12 protein-coding genes and 1 riboswitch are annotated in these 21017 nt (G+C 76.0%); of the genes, 8 read left to right on the top strand and 4 right to left on the bottom strand.

Going from position 1 to position 21017, the window contains the following annotated elements; genetic code table 11:
• Window positions 1–55: 55 nt before the first annotated feature.
• The 3 genes from AC07AL_RS19640 to fhuB all read right to left on the bottom strand — a co-directional run bounded on the left by AC07AL_RS19640 (window position 56) and on the right by fhuB (window position 4363).
• Window positions 56–910, bottom strand: a complete 855-nt coding sequence (locus AC07AL_RS19640) for an MBL fold metallo-hydrolase (RefSeq protein WP_363579575.1) — start codon at window positions 908–910, stop codon at window positions 56–58.
• A gap of 12 nt (window positions 911–922) precedes the next feature.
• Window positions 923–983, bottom strand: a riboswitch (guanidine-III (ykkC-III) riboswitch).
• A gap of 77 nt (window positions 984–1060) precedes the next feature.
• Window positions 1061–2176 carry an enterochelin esterase gene (fes, locus tag AC07AL_RS19645; RefSeq protein ID WP_363579574.1) on the bottom strand — a complete coding sequence of 372 codons (1116 nt, stop codon included), beginning with the start codon at window positions 2174–2176 and terminating at the stop codon, window positions 1061–1063.
• Window positions 2177–2197: 21 nt separating this feature from the next.
• Complete coding sequence (gene fhuB / locus AC07AL_RS19650) at window positions 2198–4363, bottom strand: Fe(3+)-hydroxamate ABC transporter permease FhuB (RefSeq protein ID WP_478317837.1); 2166 nt, start codon at window positions 4361–4363, stop codon at window positions 2198–2200.
• 105 nt (window positions 4364–4468) lie between these two features.
• On the opposite strand from fhuB, the gene AC07AL_RS19655 reads away from it, so the two are divergent.
• From AC07AL_RS19655 to AC07AL_RS19690, 8 genes are all read left to right on the top strand, one after another.
• Window positions 4469–5494, top strand: coding sequence for an iron-siderophore ABC transporter substrate-binding protein (locus AC07AL_RS19655; protein WP_363579571.1), 1026 nt, complete (start codon window positions 4469–4471; stop codon window positions 5492–5494).
• A 215-nt stretch (window positions 5495–5709) separates the two neighbouring features.
• Window positions 5710–6495 (top strand): ABC transporter ATP-binding protein, encoded by a 786-nt coding sequence (locus tag AC07AL_RS19660; RefSeq protein WP_363579569.1) that lies wholly within the window; start codon window positions 5710–5712, stop codon window positions 6493–6495.
• A 191-nt stretch (window positions 6496–6686) separates the two neighbouring features.
• Window positions 6687–7544, top strand: a complete 858-nt coding sequence (locus AC07AL_RS19665) for a DUF4132 domain-containing protein (RefSeq protein WP_400804704.1) — start codon at window positions 6687–6689, stop codon at window positions 7542–7544.
• Entirely contained in the window at window positions 7541–12715 is a 5175-nt protein-coding gene (locus AC07AL_RS19670) for a hypothetical protein (RefSeq protein WP_478317838.1), read from the top strand. The genes AC07AL_RS19665 and AC07AL_RS19670 overlap by 4 nt, the downstream gene beginning before the upstream one ends.
• Before the next feature lie 20 nt (window positions 12716–12735).
• A complete protein-coding gene (locus AC07AL_RS19675; protein WP_400984480.1) occupies window positions 12736–13911 on the top strand; it encodes an ATP-binding protein in 1176 nt (391 codons plus the stop codon).
• A 4-nt stretch (window positions 13912–13915) separates the two neighbouring features.
• A complete protein-coding gene (locus AC07AL_RS19680; RefSeq protein ID WP_478317839.1) occupies window positions 13916–17659 on the top strand; it encodes a vWA domain-containing protein in 3744 nt (1247 codons plus the stop codon).
• A 2-nt stretch (window positions 17660–17661) separates the two neighbouring features.
• Complete coding sequence (locus tag AC07AL_RS19685) at window positions 17662–19647, top strand: hypothetical protein (RefSeq protein WP_478317840.1); 1986 nt, start codon at window positions 17662–17664, stop codon at window positions 19645–19647.
• Between the two features lie 100 nt (window positions 19648–19747).
• The gene (locus AC07AL_RS19690) at window positions 19748–20227 is read left to right on the top strand and encodes a MarR family winged helix-turn-helix transcriptional regulator (protein WP_363579560.1); all 480 of its coding nucleotides are present in this window, start codon (window positions 19748–19750) and stop codon (window positions 20225–20227) included.
• A gap of 169 nt (window positions 20228–20396) precedes the next feature.
• On the opposite strand, the gene AC07AL_RS19695 is transcribed toward AC07AL_RS19690, so the two are convergent.
• On the bottom strand, window positions 20397–20972 hold the full coding sequence (locus tag AC07AL_RS19695; RefSeq protein ID WP_363579559.1) for a GTP-binding protein: 576 nt from the start codon (window positions 20970–20972) through the stop codon (window positions 20397–20399).
• Between the last annotated feature and the right edge of the window lie 45 nt (window positions 20973–21017).

The raw sequence follows: 21017 nt of genomic DNA on the forward strand, positions 1-21017 counted from the left end.
CGCACCCCGCGACCGCGGGGTGCGGCGTCAGTTCGTTGGACGCGGCCTTCCGGGCTCAGGCGCTCGGCCAGAGGATCAGGTCGGGCAGGGCGTGCCGGCGCGGTCGGTCGCCGAGGTCGGCGAGTGCGGTGCGGATGGCCCGGAGGTGTCCGACGGTCAGCTGCAGGGGCGGCTCGTCGGGTTGGTGGGTCGTGCGGATGGGGTAGTCGACGCCGGGGGTGCGGGTCATCTCGATGTGGCAGCCGAGCAGGTGCGTCACCGGGCGGCGTTCGGCGAAGTCGATCAGCCGGTCGACGGTGCGGGTGAAGGCCGGCCAGTCGTCGATGTAGAGGCGGCCCGGGTAGACGGTGTCGCCGGTGAGCAGCAGGCCCGTCCACGGGTCGTAGTAGGTGACGGCCGCCGGGTGGTGGCCCGGGGTGGCCAGGCATTCGAGCACCCGGCCGCCGCCCAGGTCCACCCGCGCGACGGCGTCCGGGTCCTGGTCGAAGCCGAAGTACGGCCAGGCCGTGGCCGGGTCGGCGCCGACCAGGGTCGTCGCGGGCCGGTCGGCGAACTGCCCGTCGCCCGCGACGTGGTCGCCGTGCGGGTGGGTGTGCAGGACGAGCAGTCCGTAGCCGTCGCGGGGGTGGTCGGCGAGCCACTGGTCGATGAGTCCGTCGACCACGGTGCGCAGGGGGAAGTACGCGGCGGAGGCGGTGGCCCCGGTGTCGATCAGGACCGCCCGCTCGCCCCCGAACAGCAGGAACAGGAACGGCGCCTCGTAGTCGACCGCCTTGTTCTGCCGCAGGATGACGGTGTGCTCGTCGTACGCGTGGACCTGGATGTCCGGGTCCGTGTTGTGCTTCGCGGACGGGGACCCGTGGATCCACCGCACGTCGAGCGGACGGGCGATCGGGGCACCGGCGGCCATGACGTCTCCCTCGGTGCGTCGTCTTGGCGGGCCGGGTACGGCGCACATCTCGTCCGGGGCGGTCACCGGCGCGCCGCCACCGGGACGCTAGCACGCCCGGGTGGCGGGACGCCTCGGCCGCCGTCGGTCCGGATGGTCCACCGGGAGTTCTCAGGCACGCCCCAGCAGGTGCGCCAGCCCGTCCGCCAGCCCGCCGCGCCAACAGGCGTAGTCGTGGCCGCCGTTGAACTCGCGGTACGCGAGGTCGTAGCCGCGGGCGGTGAGGACGTCGCGCAGGTGACGGTTCTGCGGGAGCAGCATCCACTCCTGGAGGCCGACCTCGACGTAGAACCGGGCCTCCCGCCTTTGCTCGCGGGCGAATTGGCGGGTCAGCCACTCACTGCCCTCGTCGAACTCGGTCTCGTCCGGCCACCAGAAGGAACCGGACTGGCAGAGCGCGCCGCCGAAGCGGTCGGGGCGCCGGAACGCGGCGAAGGCGGCGGTGAGGCCGCCCGCGCTCTGGCCGGCGATCACGGTGGCGGCCGGGTCGGTGGTGGTGCCGAACTCCGCCGCCGCCCAGGGGAGGAGGCGGTCGGCGAGGAGGTCGACGAAGGCCGGGTTGCAGCTGAGGTCGTCGGGTCGGCAGGGGCCCATGGTGTGGACGAGCAGGGCGACGGTGGGCGGGATGGCGCCGTCCGCCGCCAGGTTGTCGAGGGTGTCGCCGACCGACAGCACCTCGCCCCACATCTCGCCGTCCAGCAGCACGGCCACCGCGAACGGCCCGCCGCCGGCGGAAGGCCCGCCCCCGGCGGGGAGGTGGACGTCCACCCGCCGCCCGGCCACCTCGTGGGCCACCGTCCGCCCGCGCGGCACGCCGTCGCGCCGCCGGACGTACGGCTGGGCGGGGGCGTCGGGCAGGCTGAGCACGGACGACGGGTGGCGCCCGTCGCGGGCGGGCAGCCGGGGGGCGGCGTCGTGCGGGTCGGGGCGGGCGTGGTCGAGGACGCGCAGCCAGTCCGCCCGGGCGGTGCCGGGGGCGTCCCCCCGGAACGGGTACAGCTGGTAGGACGCCCGGTGGTCGGCGCGCAGCCGGTAGGTGATCGACCAGCGGCCGTCGTCGCGGCGGGTCATCAGGTGCGGGGCGAGGTCGCCGGCGTGCCGGTCCTTGTCGGTGACGGTGTGCAGGAGGGCGAGCACGCCGTCGCACGACGCGTCCTCGTGCACGAAGGTGACCAGGCGGTAGGCGGGGTCGGCCGGATCGGGCTCGACGAGGGGAAGGGTTTCCATCTGCGGTACTCCTCGGGGAGGTTAAGCGGGGGTGCCCTTGCGGCCGAGCAGCACCCAGAGCAGGAAGGGGCCGCCGAGGACGGTGGTGACGATGCCGACCGGGATCTCCACCCCGCCGATCAGCACCCGCCCCACGGTGTCGGCGAGCACGACGAGGACGGCGCCGGTCAGTGCCGAGCCGAGGACCGGCACGCGCGCCGGCCCGGCCAGCCGTCCGGCGATCACGGGCGCGGCCAGCGCGACGAAGCCGACCGGCCCGCACACGCCGACGGCCAGCCCGGCCAGTGCGACGGCCAGCAGCAGGCAGCCGAGCCGGACCCGGCCCGGGTCGACGCCCAGCGAGGCGGCCACGCTGTCGTCGAAGCGCAGCACCGCAAGCCGCCGGGCCACCGCCAGCGCGAGCGGCACGAGTACGGCCAGCCCGATCAGGACCGGGGTGGCGACGGCGTAGTCCCGCCCGTTGAGACTGCCGGAGGTCCAGACGTACAGCGAGCCGGCCGAGTTGAGCGAGCGGCGGGCGAGCGCGACCTGGATGACGGCCGAGGCGAGCGCGGACATCGCGAGGCCGACGACCAGCACCCGGTAGCCCTGCGCGCCGAGCCCGCCGGAGACCAGGGTGACGACCAGGACGGCGGCCAGCGCGCCGAGCGGGCCGGCCCACCAGGCGCCGAAGGTGCCGGAGACGGTGGCGGAGATCAGGACGGCGGCGGTGGCACCGTCGTTGACGCCGAGCAGTTCGGGGGTGGCGAGGCGGTTGCGGGCGAGGGTCTGGGTGAGGCAGCCGGCCAGGCCGAGGGCGGCGCCGGCGGCGAGCCCGGCGACGATCCGGCCGAGCCGGAACTTCTGCACCAGCAGCACGTCCAGCCGGTCGCCGTAGCCGAACACGGCCTGGAGGGTGCGGCCGAGGCCGAGTTCGCTCTGCCCGGCGTGGGCGGACACGACGACGACGGCGAGCAGCGCCGCGGCCAGGGCGAGCGAGGCGAGCAGCGCCCGGCGGGGGAGCAGCAGCGACCAGGCGCCGCGCCGCAGCACCAGGTCGGGTTTCGGCGCGGGCGGCTCGGACCGCCGGACGGGGGCGGGCTCGGCCGGGTCGGCCATGCCGAGCGCGGCGGTCCGGCGGGAGCGGACGATCGCGATCAGCGCGGGGGCGCCGACCAGGGAGACGATCACCGACACCGGCGCCTCGAACGGGCGGGCCACCAGCCGGGCCAGCACATCGGCCCCGGTGAGCACGGCGGCACCGAACAGGCCGGCGAGCACGGTGAGTTGCCCGACCCTGGGGCCGGCGACGGCCCGCGCCAGGAACCCGGCGAGCAGGCCGAGGAAGGAGATCGGGCCGGCCAGCGCGACGGCCGAGGCGGTCAGCAGGGTGACGGCGAAGGCGACCGCGGCCCGGGTGGCGCCGGGCCGGTGACCGAGACCGCGGGCGAGGTCGTCGCCGAGCGCGAGCGCGGTGAGCGGCCGGGTGGCGAGCAGGGCGAGCAGGAAGCCCACGCCGAGCACCGGGGCGAGCTGGCGCAGCGTCGTCCAGCCCTCCACCCCGGCCAGCGAGCCGAGCACCCACACCCGGTACCGGTCGTACGCCTCGGGCGAGTTGACGATCAGCACGCCGGTGAGCCCGCCGAAGGTGGCGCCGACCGCCGAGCCGCCGAGCACCAGCCGCATCGGGGACCCGCCCCGGGCACCCGCGATGAGCAGCACCAGCGTGCTGGCGAGCACGGCGCCGCCGAAGGCGAAGGCCAGGTACCCGTACGAGGTCTGGATGCCGAGCACGGCGATGCCGAGCACGACCCCCAGCGAGGCGCCGGCGTTGACGCCGAGCAGTCCGGTCTCGGCGAGCGGGTTGCGGGTGACGGACTGCAACTGCGCCCCGGCGACCCCGAGCGCGGCGCCGACCAGCAGGGCGGTGGCCGTGCGGGGCAGGCGCAGGTCGCCGACGACGAGGGCGAGCCGGCCGTCCGCGCGGGCGCCGTGGCGGTCCAGCAGGTAGTCCAGCACCCGCCCGGGGCCGACCTCCCCGGCGCCGACGGACAGTGAGAGCGCGGCGAGGGCGAGCAGGACCGCGACCGCGCCGAGGGCGATCGGCCAGGCGGCCCGGCGGCCGTCCCCGCGCGGTGGCGTCGGCGGCGGCGGGGCGTCCGGCTCGGTGCGGGACTCCCCGGGGGCGCCCACTTGCGACAATGTCATAAGGTAAGGCTAACCTAATGAGCGCATCGTCCTGTGGGCACCGTCACCGTGCCGGGTCGCCCGGACGCCGCCCAACCCCCGTACCACCGCTGCCCGGAGGCACCCATGCCGTTCGCCCAGAGCCCGCTCCACCCCGTCCGCCGCCGCGCGGCCCGGGCGCTGGCCGTCACCGGGGCGGCCGCCCTCCTGCTCGCCGGGTGCGGCTCCTCCGGGTCCTCCTCCGGATCCTCGGGCTCCGCGGGCGGCTCCTCCGCCGCCGGCAGCCCGGCGGCGGACGCGGCCGGCGGCAAGCGCACCGTCAAGGACGCGACCGGCAAGGCCGTCGAGATCCCCGCCGCGCCCCAGCGGATCGTCACCCTCACCCAGGAGGACCTCGACGCGGTGCTCGCCCTCGGCGTCAAGCCCGTCGGCATCACCAACGGCCAGGGGCTCAACGAGCCGCCCGCCTACCTCAAGGACAAGGTCCAGGGCGTCCCGGTGGTCGGCAACCTGCTGCAGCCCGTGATGGACAAGGTCATCGCCGCCAAGCCCGACCTCATCCTGGCCGGCGACATGCAGGACGAGCAGATGCTCAAGCAGCTGCGCGAGATCACCCCCGCCACCCTCGTCACCATGGCGCCCACCGACGACTGGAAGCTCGCCTTCCGCGGCATCGGAAACGCCGTCAACAAGCTCGACCAGACCAACAAGGTGATCGCCGACTACGAGGCCAAGGCGGCCAAGGCCGGTGGCGACCTCGGCAAGAACAAGGGCGCGGCCGTCTCCATCGTCCGCTGGAACCCGACCGGGCCGAGCTGGATGGAGAAGAAGCAGTTTGCCAGCGGCGTCGCCCTCGACATGGGCCTCACCCGCCCGGCCGCGCAGGACAAGGACGGCAACGCGCACAGCCCGGCGCTCAGCCTGGAGAAGCTCGCCGAGATCGACGGCGACTGGCTGTTCCTGTCCACCCTCACCGACGACGGCAAGACCGCGCTCAAGGACGTCCAGTCCAAGCCCGCCTACCAGGAGCTGGGCGCGGTGAAGAACAAGCACGCCGTCACCGTGGACGGTTCGGTCTGGTCCACCCGCGGCGGGCCGCTCGCGGCCGACGTGGTCATCGGCGACATCGGCAAGGCGCTCGCCGCCTCCTGACCGGTCCGCGTTCGGGCCCGTGCCCGCGTTCGGGCCCTGTTCGGGCTCGTACCCGCGCTCGGGCCCTGTTCGGGCTCGTACCCGCGCTCGGGCCCTGTCCGGGCTCGTACCCGCGCTCGGGCCCTGTTCGGGCCCGTGCCCGCGCGGGCCCGTACCCGGTCGGCCGGCACCTTGCCCGGTCGGCCCGCAGCCCCCTCCAACCGAAGGAACCCTCGATGGAGTTGACGATCCAGGGCCTCACCGCCGGCTACGGCCCCGGCCGCCCGGTGCTCGCCGGCGTCGACCTCACCGTCCCGGCCGGCCGGGTGGTGGCCGTCGTCGGCCCGAACGGCTGCGGCAAGTCCACCCTGCTGCGGGCCGTCGCCCGGCTGCACCGGCCGGACGGCGGGCGGGTGCTGGTCGGCGGCGAGGACGTCTGGCGGCTGCGGCCGCGCCAGGCCGCGCACCGGGTCGCGCTGCTCCCGCAGAGCCCGCAGGCCCCCGAGGCGGTCACCGTCGCCGGACTCGTCCGCTACGGCCGCCACCCGCACCAGGGGCTCTTCCGCCAGTGGTCGGCCGACGACGAGCGGCTCACCGCCGGGGCGCTGCGCGCCACCGGCGTCGAGGAACTCGCCGACCGCCGGCTGGACCGCCTCTCCGGCGGCCAGCGGCAGCGCTGCTGGCTCGCCATGGTGCTCGCCCAGGACGCGCCCGTCGTGCTGCTCGACGAACCCACCAGCGCGCTCGACCTCGGGCACGCCGTCGAGGTGCTGGAACTGGTCCGCGAGGTCGCCGCCGGCGGGCGGACGGTCGTCATGGTGCTCCACGACCTCGCGGCGGCGGCCCGCTACGCCGACCTGGTCGTCGCCCTGCGCGACGGCTCGGTGGTGGCCTGCGGCCCGCCCCGCGAGGTGGTCGACGCACCGCTCGTGCGCGCGCTGTACGACATCGACAGCGACGTGCTCGCCGCCCCCGGGGACGGCGCGCCGGTGATCGTTCCCCGTGCGGCGCCGGTGCGTTGACGATGCGTCAGGCATGACCTGGCGCGCGACGGGAGGCGGGTGGCGGGGCAGGCGGCGTGCCGTCTGCCCCGTTCACTCGTTCGACGGGTTTGCGCCCAGGAAGCCGCGGAGCGGCCTCTCCGGCTGCCGCTTTGTCAGTGGGCCTCGCTACGTTCCTCGCATCGCTGACCGGCAGGTGGGAGGAGACGTCCGTGGCATGGGTGGAAACAGGCGCGGGAGGGTACCGCGTCGCGCTCGACGGGGAGGGCAAGGTGGTCTGCCGCAACGCGGCGGGCCGCGAGCTGAAGTCCCTGCCGTCGAAGCTCGGTGACGATCCGGTGGTCGTCCAGCTCAGGCAGCTCACCGAGTGGCTGGCCGCGCACGAGCGGCGCTGCCAGGAGGACGTCGAGCGGTGGATGGTGCGCTCGCTGCCGGTGCCCGCCGCCGTGCTGACCGCGGTCTGGGCGGACGAGGCCTGGCAGGCCGTCCTGCGCGACCTGGTGGTCACCGGCTCGGACGGCGCCGTCGCCGGCTTCCTGCGCGGTGCGGACGCCGAGCGCGGGATCGGCCTGGTGGACCTGGACGGCGACACCGTCCGGCTCACCGACGGAGAGATCCTGATACCCCACCCCGTGCTGCTCCCGGACCTCGACGACCTGCGCGAGTTCGCCGTCGAGCTCGGCGTCTCCCAGCGCGTGCCGCAGCTCTACCGGGAGGTCTGGCACCGGCCGGACGAACTGCCGGCCGGCACCGAGGTCACCACCTACGCCGGCGGCCGCTACCGGGAGCTGCGCGAGCTGCTCGGACGTTGCGCCCGGCTCGGCCACCGGGTGCGCGGCGGCTCCGCCGTCCAGCCCGTGGTGGAGGCGGGGCGCACCGTCGAGGCCCGCGTCTGGGTGGGCGACTACTACGAGTACGACGCCTGCGAGACGGGCGCGCTCAGCTGGGCGGGCCCGGACGGCCGGGTGCTGCCGCTCGCCGAGGTCGGCCCGATCGCCTGGTCCGAGGGCATGCGGATGGCCGCCGCACTGTACGCAGGCCGCACCATCGAAGGGGAGGACGCCGCATGACCGCCACCGGACTCGACCAGAGGGCCGTTCAGGACGCCGACCGGGCGGCTGCCCAGGACGCCGGGCCGCACGAGCGGCTGCTCGACGCGGGGGCCGTGCTCCCGCCCGGCACCCTGCCCGGCGCCGGCCGCCCCGACAGCGCCGCCGACGTGCTCACCGCCCGCGCCTACACCCACCCCGCGCTCGACGGGCGCCGGATCGTCCGGCTGGTCCCCGGTGCGCTCGGACCGGCCGAGGACCTCGCCGTCGACTTCCTCGGGCTGGTCCCCGACGGCGCGCCCGCCGAGGTCGGCCAGGTCCGCCAGGAGGCGCTCGGCTTCCCCGCCTGGGCGCTGGTCCACGACCCGGCCAACGGGCACCACGCGCTCGCCCTGGTCAAGGAGATGGAACGGCTCTCCCGCCAGGCCCGGTCCAAGCCCGGCACCGCCAAGGACGGGTTCGAGGCGCTGGCCGCCCGTCTCGGCCGCGCCGTGCCGCACTTCCTGCCCACCTTCTGCGAGGAGGTCGGCCGGATCTTCCTCGCCCACGGCAACCAGACCTACGCCGCCAGCTACTTCGGCAAGGCCCGCGAGGCCGAGCGCACCTACCGCCTGACGGTCGACGAGGAGCGGCTGCGCGCCGTCTTCCTGGAGTTCGCCCTGGCCGGCGCGCTCACCGTCAAGTCCCTGCGCCAGTACGTCAAGGAGCTCACCGGGCGGCTCGACGCGCTGACCGCCTGGCAGCGCTTCCGCCAGCTGTGCACCGAGCGCTCCGCCGCCGGCATGGCCCCCTACGCCGGGGTCGCCGAGGACGCCCGCGCGCTGATCAAGGCCGCCGGGCTGGACCGCGCCGAGTACGAACAGGCGCTGCTCGCCGAACTGCTGGCCGCCCCGGGCGTCAACCGGGCGCCCGGCGCGTTCTGGAAGTCCTGGCACGGTTCCCTGACCGAACTCGGCCGGCGCGACCCGGCGGTCCGGGCCCGCCTGCTGGAGCTGATGCCCGACCCGGCCGGTACCGACGCCGCCCTGAACGACACCGCCTGGCTCGGCCTGCTCGCCGAGACCGGGGCCGAGCAGCTGCTCACCGGCCCGCGCCCCGAGGGCACCGAGGGCTCCGAGCCTGCCGCCGCGTGGCTCCGGCGCTGGTGCCACCACCTCGGGCGCGGCTGGCGCTCCCGGCCCAGTTGCGCCGCCACCGTCGCCCTGGCCGGCCGGATGGCCGAGCGGCTGCGGGCCGACGGAGTCCCGGTGGACCTGTACACCGACGTCCGCCGCAGTCAGACCCAACTCGACCTGCTGGACCAGCTGCTCGCCGACGGCGTGCCCGTCGCCGACCCGTCGGCCACCCACCGGTTCGACCTCAAGGACTGGGTCGACCAGTGCGGCGCCGACAGCACCGGCCTCGCGGCCGTCGCCGCCGACCCGCGCTTCCGGCCCGCCCTGCGCGCCGCGACCGCGCCCGCCTGGGACACCGCCGTCAAGCGGCAGGTGCCCGCCCTGCCGCTGCTGCGCCGCCTGTTCGAGGAGTGGGCCGAACTCCGGGCCGACGAGCTGACTGCCGCCCGCGGCCTGGCCGGCGCCGCCGACCTGGTGCAGTCGCTGAGCCCGTACCGCACCGCCGTGCGGGCCGTCGCCCCGGACGCTGCCGAGCGGATCGCCGCCCTCGACGTCACCGCCCTGCTCGCCGGGGCGCTCGGCGCCGGCATCCTCGACGAACTCGGCTGGCCCGCCCTGGAAGAGGCCCTGGCCAAGCTCGCCGACCCGACCGACCCGACCGACCCGACCGACCCCGCCAAGCCCGTGGACCCTGCGGACCCCGAATCCGCCGGGCCGGACTCGGAGTCGCCCGACACCCCCGGCCTCAACGGCGGGCGCCTCACCGGCCTGATCGTCGAGGACGCCTGGCCGCACCTGATCCTCGCCCGCCACGACCAGGCCGTCGTGGTCGGCCCGCAGGGCGTCCTGCTGGAGCACACCCTGCGCCTGCCCCCGGCGAAGGAACGCTGGAACCAGCCCCGGTTGCGCTTCGTCGACGGCGAACTCCTCGTCGCCTGGTACCAGGACGGAAAGCAGCACGCCTACTGGTCCAGCCGGCCCGGGGAGGTCACCGAACTCACCGGCGAGACCATCGCCGGCTACTACTACGGCGACCGGGATCCCGAGCCCCCCTCCCTCCCGCTGCCCGGCGGCGGCCGCACCACCGGCGAACGCCCGCTGCACCCCGGCGACACCCGGATGCCCGGCGAACACCGGGTCCTCGGCGACGGCACCGGCCACTGGACGCTGCGCTACGGCCAGGACGGCGCCGTCCTGCGCGAACTCGACCCGCACACCGGCACCCTCGGTCGCGCCGCCGAACCACCGGTGATCGCCGCCACCGCGGCCGCAGGCTGGCTGCCCGCTGCTCGTGCCCGACTGCTGCCGCTCCAGCCCGGCCTGGAGCAGACGCCGCTCGGCACCGACGGCACCGTGCTCGGCAGCTGGGTCCGGATCGACCCCGGCCGCGCCGTCACCACCACGACCGCCGACGGACAGGCCATCGTCCTGCCGATCACCGACGGCCACCCGGACCACGTCCCGGTCGGCCGCCTCACCCTCCCCGGCCAGGCCCGACCGGTCGTCACCGAGGCGCAGCGCGGCGGCCTCGCCCTCACCCTGCCCGACCTGGCCACGGACACCGACCGCACCGCCGACCTGCGCCCCTGCCGCCCGGGGGACTTCGCCGCCGCCGGCACCGGGCTCGTCCCCCCGCTCGACCACTGGCACGCCCTGCGGCCCCGCGACGAGGCAGGCTCCCGCGTCCTGCGTGGCGTCGACACCGAGCAGGCCGCCCGCCTGATCGACGCCGCCTGGCCGACCGACAGCCGGCCCGCGCCCGAGGAGGAGCAGCGCTGGATCACCGTCCAGGGCGTCCGGCGCCCGCTCGCCCGCTCCGGTGGCGCCCGCCGCGCCCTGCCCGTTCAGGCGGTCGGCACCGTCCTGCCCGGCATCAGCCACCCGCTGCTGCTCGCCGGGGTCGCCGGGCTCGCCCGCACCGCCGCCGACCTGCTCGACCGGACCGCCCGGTTCGTCCCGCAGCCGGAGGCCGAGAAGCCGTCCAAGGCCGAGGCCGCCGAGTACCGGCCCGAGCACGGCCGTGACCACGAACTGCGCGAGGCCGTCACCACCCTCCTGCCCGACGTCGCCTGCTTCGGCCCCAACTGGGGCGACGGAGACCGGTGGCGGGTGCTCACCAACCTGCGCGCCGTCACCGCCGTCCTGGCCGACCCGCCGACCGCCACCGGCGAGGGCTGGAGCACCCCGGCCACCGTCACCCTGCAACACGGCGACACCCACCACGGCTGGCTCCACCTGCTCGGCCGTCTCGACACCCTCGCCTACGCGGTGGCCGCCCCGCTCACCGAACCGGCCCACCGCGCCAGCCTCGTGCTGCTCCTCGGCGAACTGACCGAGGGAGTGCTCGCCGACCGCGGCGCCACCCTGCGCGAGATCGTCCTCGGCGAACCCGCCGACCGCGCCGACCGCCGCCGGCCCGCCGTCCCCCGCGAGGGGCAGGTGCTGCGCCACGGCGACCGCACCGTCGTCATCCTCGGCCACCGCCGGCACCACGAGGGCACGGAGCAGTGGTACGCCGTCGACCACGACCCGAGCGGCGCGTTCGGCCCCGTCGCCCACTTCACCACCGTCAAGGAACGCGGCACCGAGGAGCGGGTCGACGCCGCCTGGATCGCCGCGCTCCGGCAGGCGGCCGTGCTGCACGGCGGCGCCCCCTGGCAGCCCGCCCGTGCCATCGCCTTCGGTGGGCTCACCGGGATCGGTGCCGCCCGCGCCGCCCTGCTGCTCAGCCCGCCGCCCGGGCTCTTCCAGTGGCACAGCGCCGTCCTGTCCGCCGACCGCCTCGCCGAGTACGGCCTCAAGTCCACCGAGGCCAAGGCCGCCCGGGACTGGCTGCGCGGTCGCGACCGGACCGCCCTCACCGACGTCTGGGGCGCCCTGCTGCCCGCCGACCCGAAGACCCTCTGGACGGAGGGCCCCGACGTCGACGCCGGCGCCGCCGCCTGGATCCGGCACTTCGGCCGGCTGGTCACCCTCCCCGAGGCCGCCCAGGCCACCGTCACGGGCGCGCGGATCGAACACATCGAGGCGGTGCTCAACCTCGCACAGACCCCCTGGCTGACCGGCACCACGGCCTTCCGGCTCAGCGACGACGGCGGGTCCACCCCCCAGCTGCTCGCCGAGGACCAGAGCGCCGCACCGGCCTCCGGCGACCTCGGGCACGCCGTCGACGCCCTGCGCTGGCTCGCCTACCACCTGCCCGCCGACAGCCCGCTGCGCCCGCTGCTGCCCGCGGCCGCCGCCGCGCTGCGAAGCCGCCTCGCCGACCCCGACCTGCTGCTCGACCTCCACCTCGTCCACACCACCAAGGGCGCCTCGATGTCGGCCGTCCTGCGCACCCACTTCGGCCTGCCGGCCGCGGGCGGAGTCGACCCGAACGGACTGGTCGACTGCGGCCCGGCCCTCGTCCTGACGCCCTACCACGGCGAGTACGAGCGGGTCTGGCTGCGCCCGGCCGGGCTCACCGGCCCCGACGACCCGGTGCTCGAACTGCTCGGCGGGCTGGGCGCCAGCTACTGGCTGGAAACCGAGCGGGGCGCCATCGAGGCCGTCCTGCGCGGCGAAGTGGAGCGTCTGGCGGCCTCCGCCGCCGGCCCCGCCGCCGCGGCCGGTGACGCCGCGGCCTGGCTACAGCACCCGCAGCTCACCGTCCCCGACCTGGTCGCCGAGGCGGCCCGGGCCCACGGCCTCGGCGAGGACGCCGCGGTGCTCTACCTCCAACTGCTGGCCCTGCCCGACCCCACCGACCGCAACATCGCCCGCTGGACGGGCTGGAAGCCGGCCAGGCTCAAGCGCGCCCGCGCCGAACTCGCCGCCACCGACCTGGTGCTGGAGGCCAAGCGGGCCCGGGCCGGCCGCACCCTCTTCCTGCCCGGCGGCTGGCAGGAGGCCAAGGCCCCCGCCCTGCCCGCCGAGACCTGGAAGGCCGCGCTCTACGAACTGCCCACCCACCGCGTCTCGCTGCCCTACCTGCCCGTCCCGGAGCTGTTCGCCCGGGCCTGGCAGCGGACCCTCGACGGCGACGCCCCCGGCTACGAAGAGCTCCAGACCAGCAAGCGCAGGAAGGCCCGCCGATGAGCGCCACGCCGACGAACAGCATGCCGACCAACAGCACACCGACGGGCAGCACACCGGGGAGTGCCGACGCCGCCCCCGCGAGCCGGCAAATCATCCCGCCCGAGGAGAAGCACGCCGCCGAACTGGAGTTCCTGGCCGCGTACGACACCGGCCCGCGCCCGCCCGGCTGGCGGCTCACCCCGCGCGCCGTCGTCACCTTCGTCATGGGCAGCGACGGCGAGAAGCTCAAGGCCGGCCGCCGCGGCCTCGCCATCGAGCAGAAGTTCGTCGGCGAGCGCGCCCTCGTCGAACGCTGCGTCGTCACCCTCGCCGGGGAGCGCGGCCTGCTGCTCGTCGGCGAGCCCGGCACCGCCAAGTCCATGCTCTCCGAACTGCTCGCCGCCGCCGTCTGCGGCACCAGCGCGCTCACCGTCCAGGGCACCGCCGGCACCACCGAGGACCAGCTCAAGTACGGCTGGAACTATGCCCTCCTGCTCGCCAAGGGGCCCAGCCGGGACGCCCTGGTGCCCTCCCCGGTGCTCACCGCGATGACCGGCGGGGCGGTGGCCCGCGTCGAGGAGGTGACCCGCTGCCTGCCCGAGGTGCAGGACGCGCTGGTCTCCCTGCTCTCCGAACGGCGGGTCGCCGTTCCAGAGTTGGCCGGCACCCCGGACGGACAACTGCACGCCGCCGCCGGTTTCACCCTGATCGCCACCGCCAACCTGAGGGACAAGGGCGTCAGCGAGATGTCCGCGGCGCTCAAGCGGCGGTTCAACTTCGAGACGGTCGGCCCGATCGCCAGCCTCGCCGCCGAGGTCGAACTCGTCCGCCGGCAGTCGACCGTCGCCGTCGCCCGCGCCGGAGCCACCTACGCGGTGGACGACGCCGTCCTGGAGGCCCTCGTCACCGCCTTCCGCGACCTGCGCACCGGCCGCTCCACCGAAGGCTGGGACGTCGAGCGCCCGTCCACCGTGATGAGCACCGCGGAAGCCGTCTCGGTCGCCACCGCGCTCGGTGTCACCGCCGCCTACCTGCCCGACGGCGGCGACCTGCTCGGCCGCCTCCCCGGCCAGCTCATCGGCGTCGTGCGCAAGGACGACCCGGCCGACGCCGCCCGGCTGCTCGGCTACTGGGACGGACCGGTCCGCCGGCGCGCCGAACAGGGCGCCGGCACCTGGCGCACCCTGTGGGACCTCCGCTCGGCCCTGGAGGCATGAGGCCATGACCAGCACGGTGACGCCCGCCCCGGCCGGCCCTGATCGCCAGGCCGGCCGCGACCGCCAGGACGGCCCCGCCCGTCCGCTCGGTCCTGACCACCTGGACGGCCTGGACGGCTTGGACGACCCGCGCCAGGCCGTCCGGGCCGCGGCCGACCAACTGGCGGCCTCCGGCACCGGCCGGCCCGGGCCCTACCTGATCGGCGTGCGGCACCACGCGCCGTCGCTCAGCGCGGTCCTCCCCGCGCTGCTCGACGCCGCCAAGCCCGAGGTGGTGCTGGTCGAACTCCCCGCCGAGTTCCAGCCCTGGCTCGGCTGGCTGGCGGACGAGGCCACCCAGGCCCCCGTCGCCCTCGCGGCCGCCCCGGCCGGCCGCGAGGGCGGTCGGGGCACCGCGGCCGATTCCGGCCCCGGTCGGCTCGCCTTCTACCCGTTCGCCGACTTCTCCCCGGAGCTGGTCGCCCTGCGCTGGGCCCGGCGCAACGGCGTCGAGACACTCGCCTGCGACCTCCCGCTCGCCCACCGCACCACACTCCACGGGGAACAACAGCCCGTCGCCGACGCCCCGGGCACCCCCGGCGTCGCCGACGCGCTGCGCCACCGCCTCACCGGGCGCGCCTTTGACGACGACCTGTGGGACCGCCTTGTCGAGACCGCAGCCCCCGGTTCCACCCCCGACGCCGTCCGGCGCGCCGCCCTGCTGGTCGGCTGGGCGCTGCGCCGCGACGCCGAGACCGGCTCCGGCGTCGACCCGTACGACCTGCGGCGCGAAGCCTGGATGCGGGCCCGGATCCGGGCCGCGGCGGCCGACGGGCGCCGGGTCGCCGTCGTCGTCGGTGCCTTCCACGCGCCCGCCCTGCTCGACGGGCCCGCCGCCACCGAGGAACCGCCGCACCCGGACGACCTCGGGCACGCCCTCTCCCTGATCCCCTACACGTACCCGCTGCTCGACGCCCGCTCCGGCTATCCGGCGGGCATCCGCGATCCCGAGTGGCAGCACACCGTCCTCGACGCCGGCGGCGACCCCGACCGCCTCACCCTGGCCCTCACCACCACCGCCGTCCGGATCTGCGAGGCACTGCGCAGCCAGGACCACCCCTCCGGCCCGGCCGACGCCCGCGAGATCGTCCGCCTCGCCGGAGACCTCGCCCGCCTGCGCGGCCACGCGGCCCCCGGCCGCGGCGAACTCGTCGAAGCCGTCCAGACCGTCCTCGCCCAAGGCGAACCCCTCGGCCGCGGCCGGGCCGTCGCCCGGGCGCTCGAACGCGTCCTGGTCGGCACCCGAACCGGCCGCGCCACCCCCGCGGCCCCGCGCAGCGGGCTCGCCCCCGCCGTCGAAACCCTCCTCGCCGACCTCGGCCTCCCCGGCCCCGCCGACCCCGAGCCCCGCGAACTCCGCCTCGACCCGCTGCGCACCCCCCTCGACCGCCGCCGCGAGATCCTCCTCCACCGCCTCACCACCTGCGGGGTCCCCTACGCCGACCCCGTCACCACCACCGGCGCGGGCGGCACCGAAACCATCGGCACGCGCTGGAGCCTCCACTGGACCCCGGCCACTGCCGCGATGCTCACCGTCGCGGGCACCCGGGGCGTCACTCTCGCGCAGGCCGCCGAAGGCACCCTGCGCGAACGCCTCCGCCGAGAACAGCAGGCCGACGGTCCCACCGCCCGCGAGGTCCTCCAAGGCCTCACCGACGCGGCCGCCTGCGGCCTCCCGGCCCTCGCCGACACCCGCCTCACCCAACTCGCCGCCGTCCTCCCGTCCTCCGGCACCCTCCCCGAACTCCTCGACGCCCTGGCCCTCCTCGACCGCCTCGCCGCCGGCCACCTCCCGGGATACCCCTCACCCGACACCCCCGACGGCTCCGACGGCTCCGCACCGTTGCCCGATGCACCCGATGCACCCGATGCACCCGATGCGGGCGGGTCGTCGGCCGTGCGGGCGGGGCGGTTGGGGGCGGTGGGCGAGGTGTTGACCGTGGCGGCCGTACGGCAGCTGGAGGGGCTGGGCGGGTCGGACGATCCGGCGGATGCGCGGGCACTGGTGGAGCTGGCGCGGCGGGCGGACCTGGACGGCGGGTTGCGGCTGGGGCACGTGCTGGCCGAACTCGCGGACCGGGGGAGTCCGTTGGTGCGAGGTGCGGTCGGAGCGGTGCGGGTGCTGCTGGGCCGGGAGCGGGCGGAGGTGCTGGGCGGGCGGGCGGCTTCGTGGGTGGACGGGGCGACCGGTCCGGAGGCCCGGCACGCGCTCGGTCGGGGGCTGGTCGGCCTGCTGACGGCGGCGGAGGGGCTGTTCGCCGCCGCACCGGAGGCGCTGGAGCCCGTGCTGGAGCGGATCACCTCGCTGCCCGACGCCGCCTTCCTGGACCGGCTGCCGGCGCTGCGCGGCGGCTTCGACACGCTCAGTCCGGCCGCCCGGGACCGATTGCTGGTCCTGGTCGAGGAACGTCTGGGCACCCGGCTCGCGAGCCTGCCCGAGGACGTCCCACCGGCGGTGGTGGCCGGCTGGGTCCGCGCGGATCTGGCCGCCCGCGCGGCGCTGGCCCGGCGCGGCCTGCTGCCGGCGCCCGGGGACGACCCGGTGCCCGAGCCTCCGCACCACGTCGGCCCTCTCCCTTCCGCACCTGTCGCCACACGGCACGCCCTCGCCCCGGCCGAGCGCTGGCGGCTGCTCCTCGGTCGCCCCGGCAGCGGCCTGAACGGGCGTTGCGCCCGACTCGCCACCGCCCTGGACGAGTTGTACGGCAGCGGGCGAGGCGAGGGCTCCGGCCCGGGCCTGGACGGGCGGTCCGGGCGAGGAGGCCGCGAGGCGCCCTTCCCAGGGGTGCGGGAGTGGGCCGAGGAACTGTCGGCGCTGTTCGGGCCGGGCGTTCGGGAGGAGGTGCTGGCGGCCGCCGTGGCGCAGGGCCGGACGGACGTCCTGGAGGCGATCGAGCCGGGCGCCGTCCGCCCGTCGGTCGACTTGCTGCGCACGGTGTTGGAGCATGCGGGCGGCCTGCCGGAGGCGAGGGTGGCGCGGCTGCGTCCGCTGGTGCGGCGTCTGGTGGACGAGCTGACGCGCGCGTTGGCGACCAGGCTGCGTCCGGCGCTGACCGGGATCAGCGTGCCGCGTCCGACGCGTCGGCCGGGTGGCGGATTGGACCTGGACCGGACCATTCGCGCCAATCTCGCCACGGCCCGCCCGTCGGGGGACGGCGGCACGCTCATCGTGCCCGAGCGCCCGGTGTTCCGGACCAGGGCCCGGCAGTCGGCCGACTGGCGGCTGATCCTGGTCGTGGACGTCTCCGGGTCGATGGAGGCGTCGACGGTCTGGGCGGCGCTGACGGCGTCGATCCTGGCCGGAGTGCCTTCGCTGAGCACCCACTTCGTGGCGTTCTCCACCGAGATCGTCGACCTGACCGAGCGGGTGGAGGATCCGCTGAGTGTGCTGCTGGAGGTGCGGATCGGTGGTGGCACCAGCATCGCGGGCGGCCTGCGGTACGCGCGGAAGCTGGTGACGGTGCCGTCCCGGACGCTGGTCGTGGTGGTCAGCGACTTCGAGGAGGGCGGTCCGGTGGGCGGGCTGCTGGGCCAGACCCGGGCACTGGTGGATTCCGGTGTGCACCTGCTCGGTTGCGCGGCGCTGGACGACACGGGGACGGCCCGCTATTCGAAGGCGGTCGCGGGCCAGCTGGTCGCGGCCGGCATGCCCGTGGCGGCGTTGAGTCCGCTGGAACTGGCCCGCTGGGTGGGGGAGAAGGTGCGATGAGTGTGACGGAGCGGACGAGCGGCTGGCCGGTGGTCCGGCCGGAGGTGGTCGCGGAGGTGGTGGCCGGGTTGAGCGCCCGGTTGCAGAAGCGGCTGGACGGCGCGGCGGCGAAGCTGGCGGAGCGGCCGGTGATCCGTTGCGGCGACGAGTGGCGGGTGGAGGTGGACGAGGAGACGGCGCTCGTGCTGCACGCCCCGGGCGCGGTGGTCGCGGATGCGGCCGACGTGCGCTGCGGCTGCCTGCTGGCCCCGGCCTGCGTGCACCGGGCCGCTGCGGTCACGCTCTGCCCGTTGGCCGAGCTGGCCGAACTGGCCGAGGAGACCGAGGAGACCGAGGAGACCGAGGAGACCGAGGAGACCGAGGAGACCGAGGAGACCGAGGAGGTCACGCCGACCGAGGCCGCCCCAGCGTCCTCGGAGGAGGCGCAGCCCGAGGCCGGGCCCACCCCGGTGGAGGTGGCGGCGGCCCATCATCTCCACCGGGCCGGGTGTGCCGTGCTGGCCGCCGGGGTGAGCGGCGCGGGGGCGGTCGTGCAGGCCGAGCTGCTGCGGGCGGCCCACCGGGCGCGGCTGGCGGGGTTGTACCGCCCGGCCGCGGCGGCGGTCGCGGTGGTGACGAGGGTGCGCGCGGCCCGGTCCGGGGCGCCGGACCACCGGCTGGCGGACCTGGTGGCCGGTCTGCGTGAGCTGCTGGACCTGACCACCGCTCTGAGCACCGGCTGCGGCCCGGTCTCCGAGCTGCGCGGCACCGCCCGCCAGGCGTACGGCGAGGAGGGCGGGTTGCGGCTGTACGGGCTCTTCGCCGAGCCGGTGCTGACGGCCACGCATGCGGGAGTGGTGAGTTGGGCGGTGGACGCCGGGGGGCGGCTCAGCACGGTGGCCGAGGTGATGCCGCACGGTGATGCGGCGGACGCGGCCCCGCAGGCGGTCGGTGCGGGCAACCGGACGGTCCGGCTGGGGGAGGCCCCGCTCAGCCACCGGGAGTTCAGCCGCGCCGGACTGGCCGTCCAGGGCGCCACCCGGTCCGCCGCCGGGCGGCTGGGCGCGGGTGCTTCCGTCCGGGCGGTTCGGGCGGCGGGCGCGGCGTGGACGGCGGAGCCGGTGGCCGCGCTCTGGGCCGAACCGGCGGCCGCCCAGGTGGCGCGGGTGCTCGCGGCGGAGCCGCTGCCGTACGAGGGCCGTCCGGCCGGGAGCGACCTGCTGTTCCTGGACGTGACTCTGCTGGGCCCGGCTCCGGCCGGCCCGGGCGGGGCGCCGAGGCTGCTGGCGCGCTGCGAGGGCGGTGCCGACGGCGCCGACGGCGGCTTGGTGGTCGGTCTGTGCACGGGGCACGAGCACCCGGGGCTGGCCTTCCGGGCGAACCTCGCACTGCTCGCCACCGCGCCCGGCCTGCGGCTGCGGGTGATCGGCCGTCTGGAGCGATCGGACCGGCCGGAGCTTCGCCTGCTCGCGATCGGTACACCCCCGGAGCCCTCGATGGCCCCCGAGATCCCCGGCCTTCCCTCGCTCGCCGTCCCCGCGGACCGGGCCGACCGGGTCAATCTCGGCCTCGAACGCCTCCAGACCGCCGACCTCCGGACCGCCGACCAGCGGACCGCCGCACCCGCCGATGCCGGGCCCGGCTTCCCGGCCGGTCTCCCGAACGAGGCCCCTTACGGTCCACCCGTCCACGTGCTCGGCCGCCGGGTCGAGCAGGCGGTCACCACGGGGCGCCACGCCCTGGCCCCGAGCGCGGCCACGGCGGCCGCCGACGGGAGCCTGCTGCGCGCCGCCGGGCTGGTGACGGCCGCCGAGCTCCTGGACGCCCTGCGGGCCGCCGCGGCCGACCGGCGCCGCGACGTGTTCGGCCGGGTGGTCCCGGACGACCACGACGCCTTCGCTGGGTCCTGGCTGGCGGCCGCCTGCTACACGGAGGAGCTGGCCGCCGCGCTCTGCGCCGCCGCCTGGGCCGGGGAGCCCGCTCTGGACCGGCATCGGGGGGAGGTATAAGGAAAAGTATTTGCATAGACAGCTAATCCGCGTCGGCTGGCATACTTGTCGCAGGGAAGACGTCGCGAGACGTGCAGGGACGTGGAAGGGAAGGCGAGCTATGGGTATCCGCGACGACGCGGCCGAGGTCCGGGCCCGTGGCTGGCGAACTCTCGCCGCGCTGCACGGGCTGATCGACGCGGCGCTGGAGAAGGCGCTGCAGGCGGAGCACCGGCTCTCGGTGGTCGAGTACACGGTGCTGGACGCCCTGTCGCGGCAGGACGGGTGGCACATGCGGATGCAGCAGCTGGCCCGCGCCGCGGCGCTGAGCAGCAGCGCGACGACCCGCCTGGTGACCAGGCTGGAGGACCGTGGGCTGCTCAGCCGCTACCTCTGCGCCGACGACCGGCGCGGGATCTACACCGAGCTGACGCCGGAGGGCCGCACCCTGCTGACGTCCGCCCGCCCGGTGCACGACGCCACCCTGGAGGCGACGCTGGCGCAGGCCGCCGAGGTGCCGGAGCTGGCACCGCTGGTCCACGCGCTCTCCGGACTCGACGACCCGGCCGGGCTCACCGGCCGCACTCCGGCCAACGCCTGAACCCTGGCCAACGCCTGAACCCTGGCCAACGCCTGAACCCTGGCCAACGCCTGAACCCCGGCCCTGACCTGACCCCCGACCCCGACCTGGCCCCCGACCCCGACCCCGACCCCGACATCAAGGTCGGCGCCGGCCCCGGCAAGCCGGCAAGCCCGTACGGACCGGACGCTCAACGCCGCCCGGCGGACAGGGCGTTGCGGTGCACCTGGTCGAGCAAGGCGAGCAGCAGCTCCTTGCTGGACGCCCGTTCCCGCACGTCGCAGAGCACGATCGGGACCTCGGGGTCGAGGTCAAGGGCGCGCCGGACGTCCTCGGGGCTGGCGTCGCGGCGGCCGTGGAAGCAGTTGACGCCGATCGCGAACGGGATGCCGCGCTGCTCGAAGAAGTCCACGGCGGCGAAGCTGGATTCGAGCCGCCGGGTGTCGGCGAGGACGATCGCCCCGAGGGCGCCGAGCGCGAGGTCGTCCCACATGAACCAGAACCGGAACTGGCCGGGTGTGCCGAACAGGTAGAGCACCAGGTCCTCGCGGACGGTGATCCGGCCGAAGTCCATCGCCACGGTGGTGGTGGACTTGCCCTGGACGCCGTCGAGGCTGTCGACCCCGATGCTGGCGCGGGTCATCCGCTCCTCGGTCTGCAGCGGTTCGATCTCGCTGACCGAGCCGACCATGGTGGTCTTGCCGACGCCGAAGCCGCCGGCGACGAGGATCTTGACCGCGCCCGGCACCAGGCTCTGGGTCGTCAATTCGGTTCTCCTGGAGTGGGACTGAGAGGTGCGGGGCGGTCGGGT

It is taken from the genome of Kitasatospora sp. NPDC043949, from assembly GCF_056435365.1.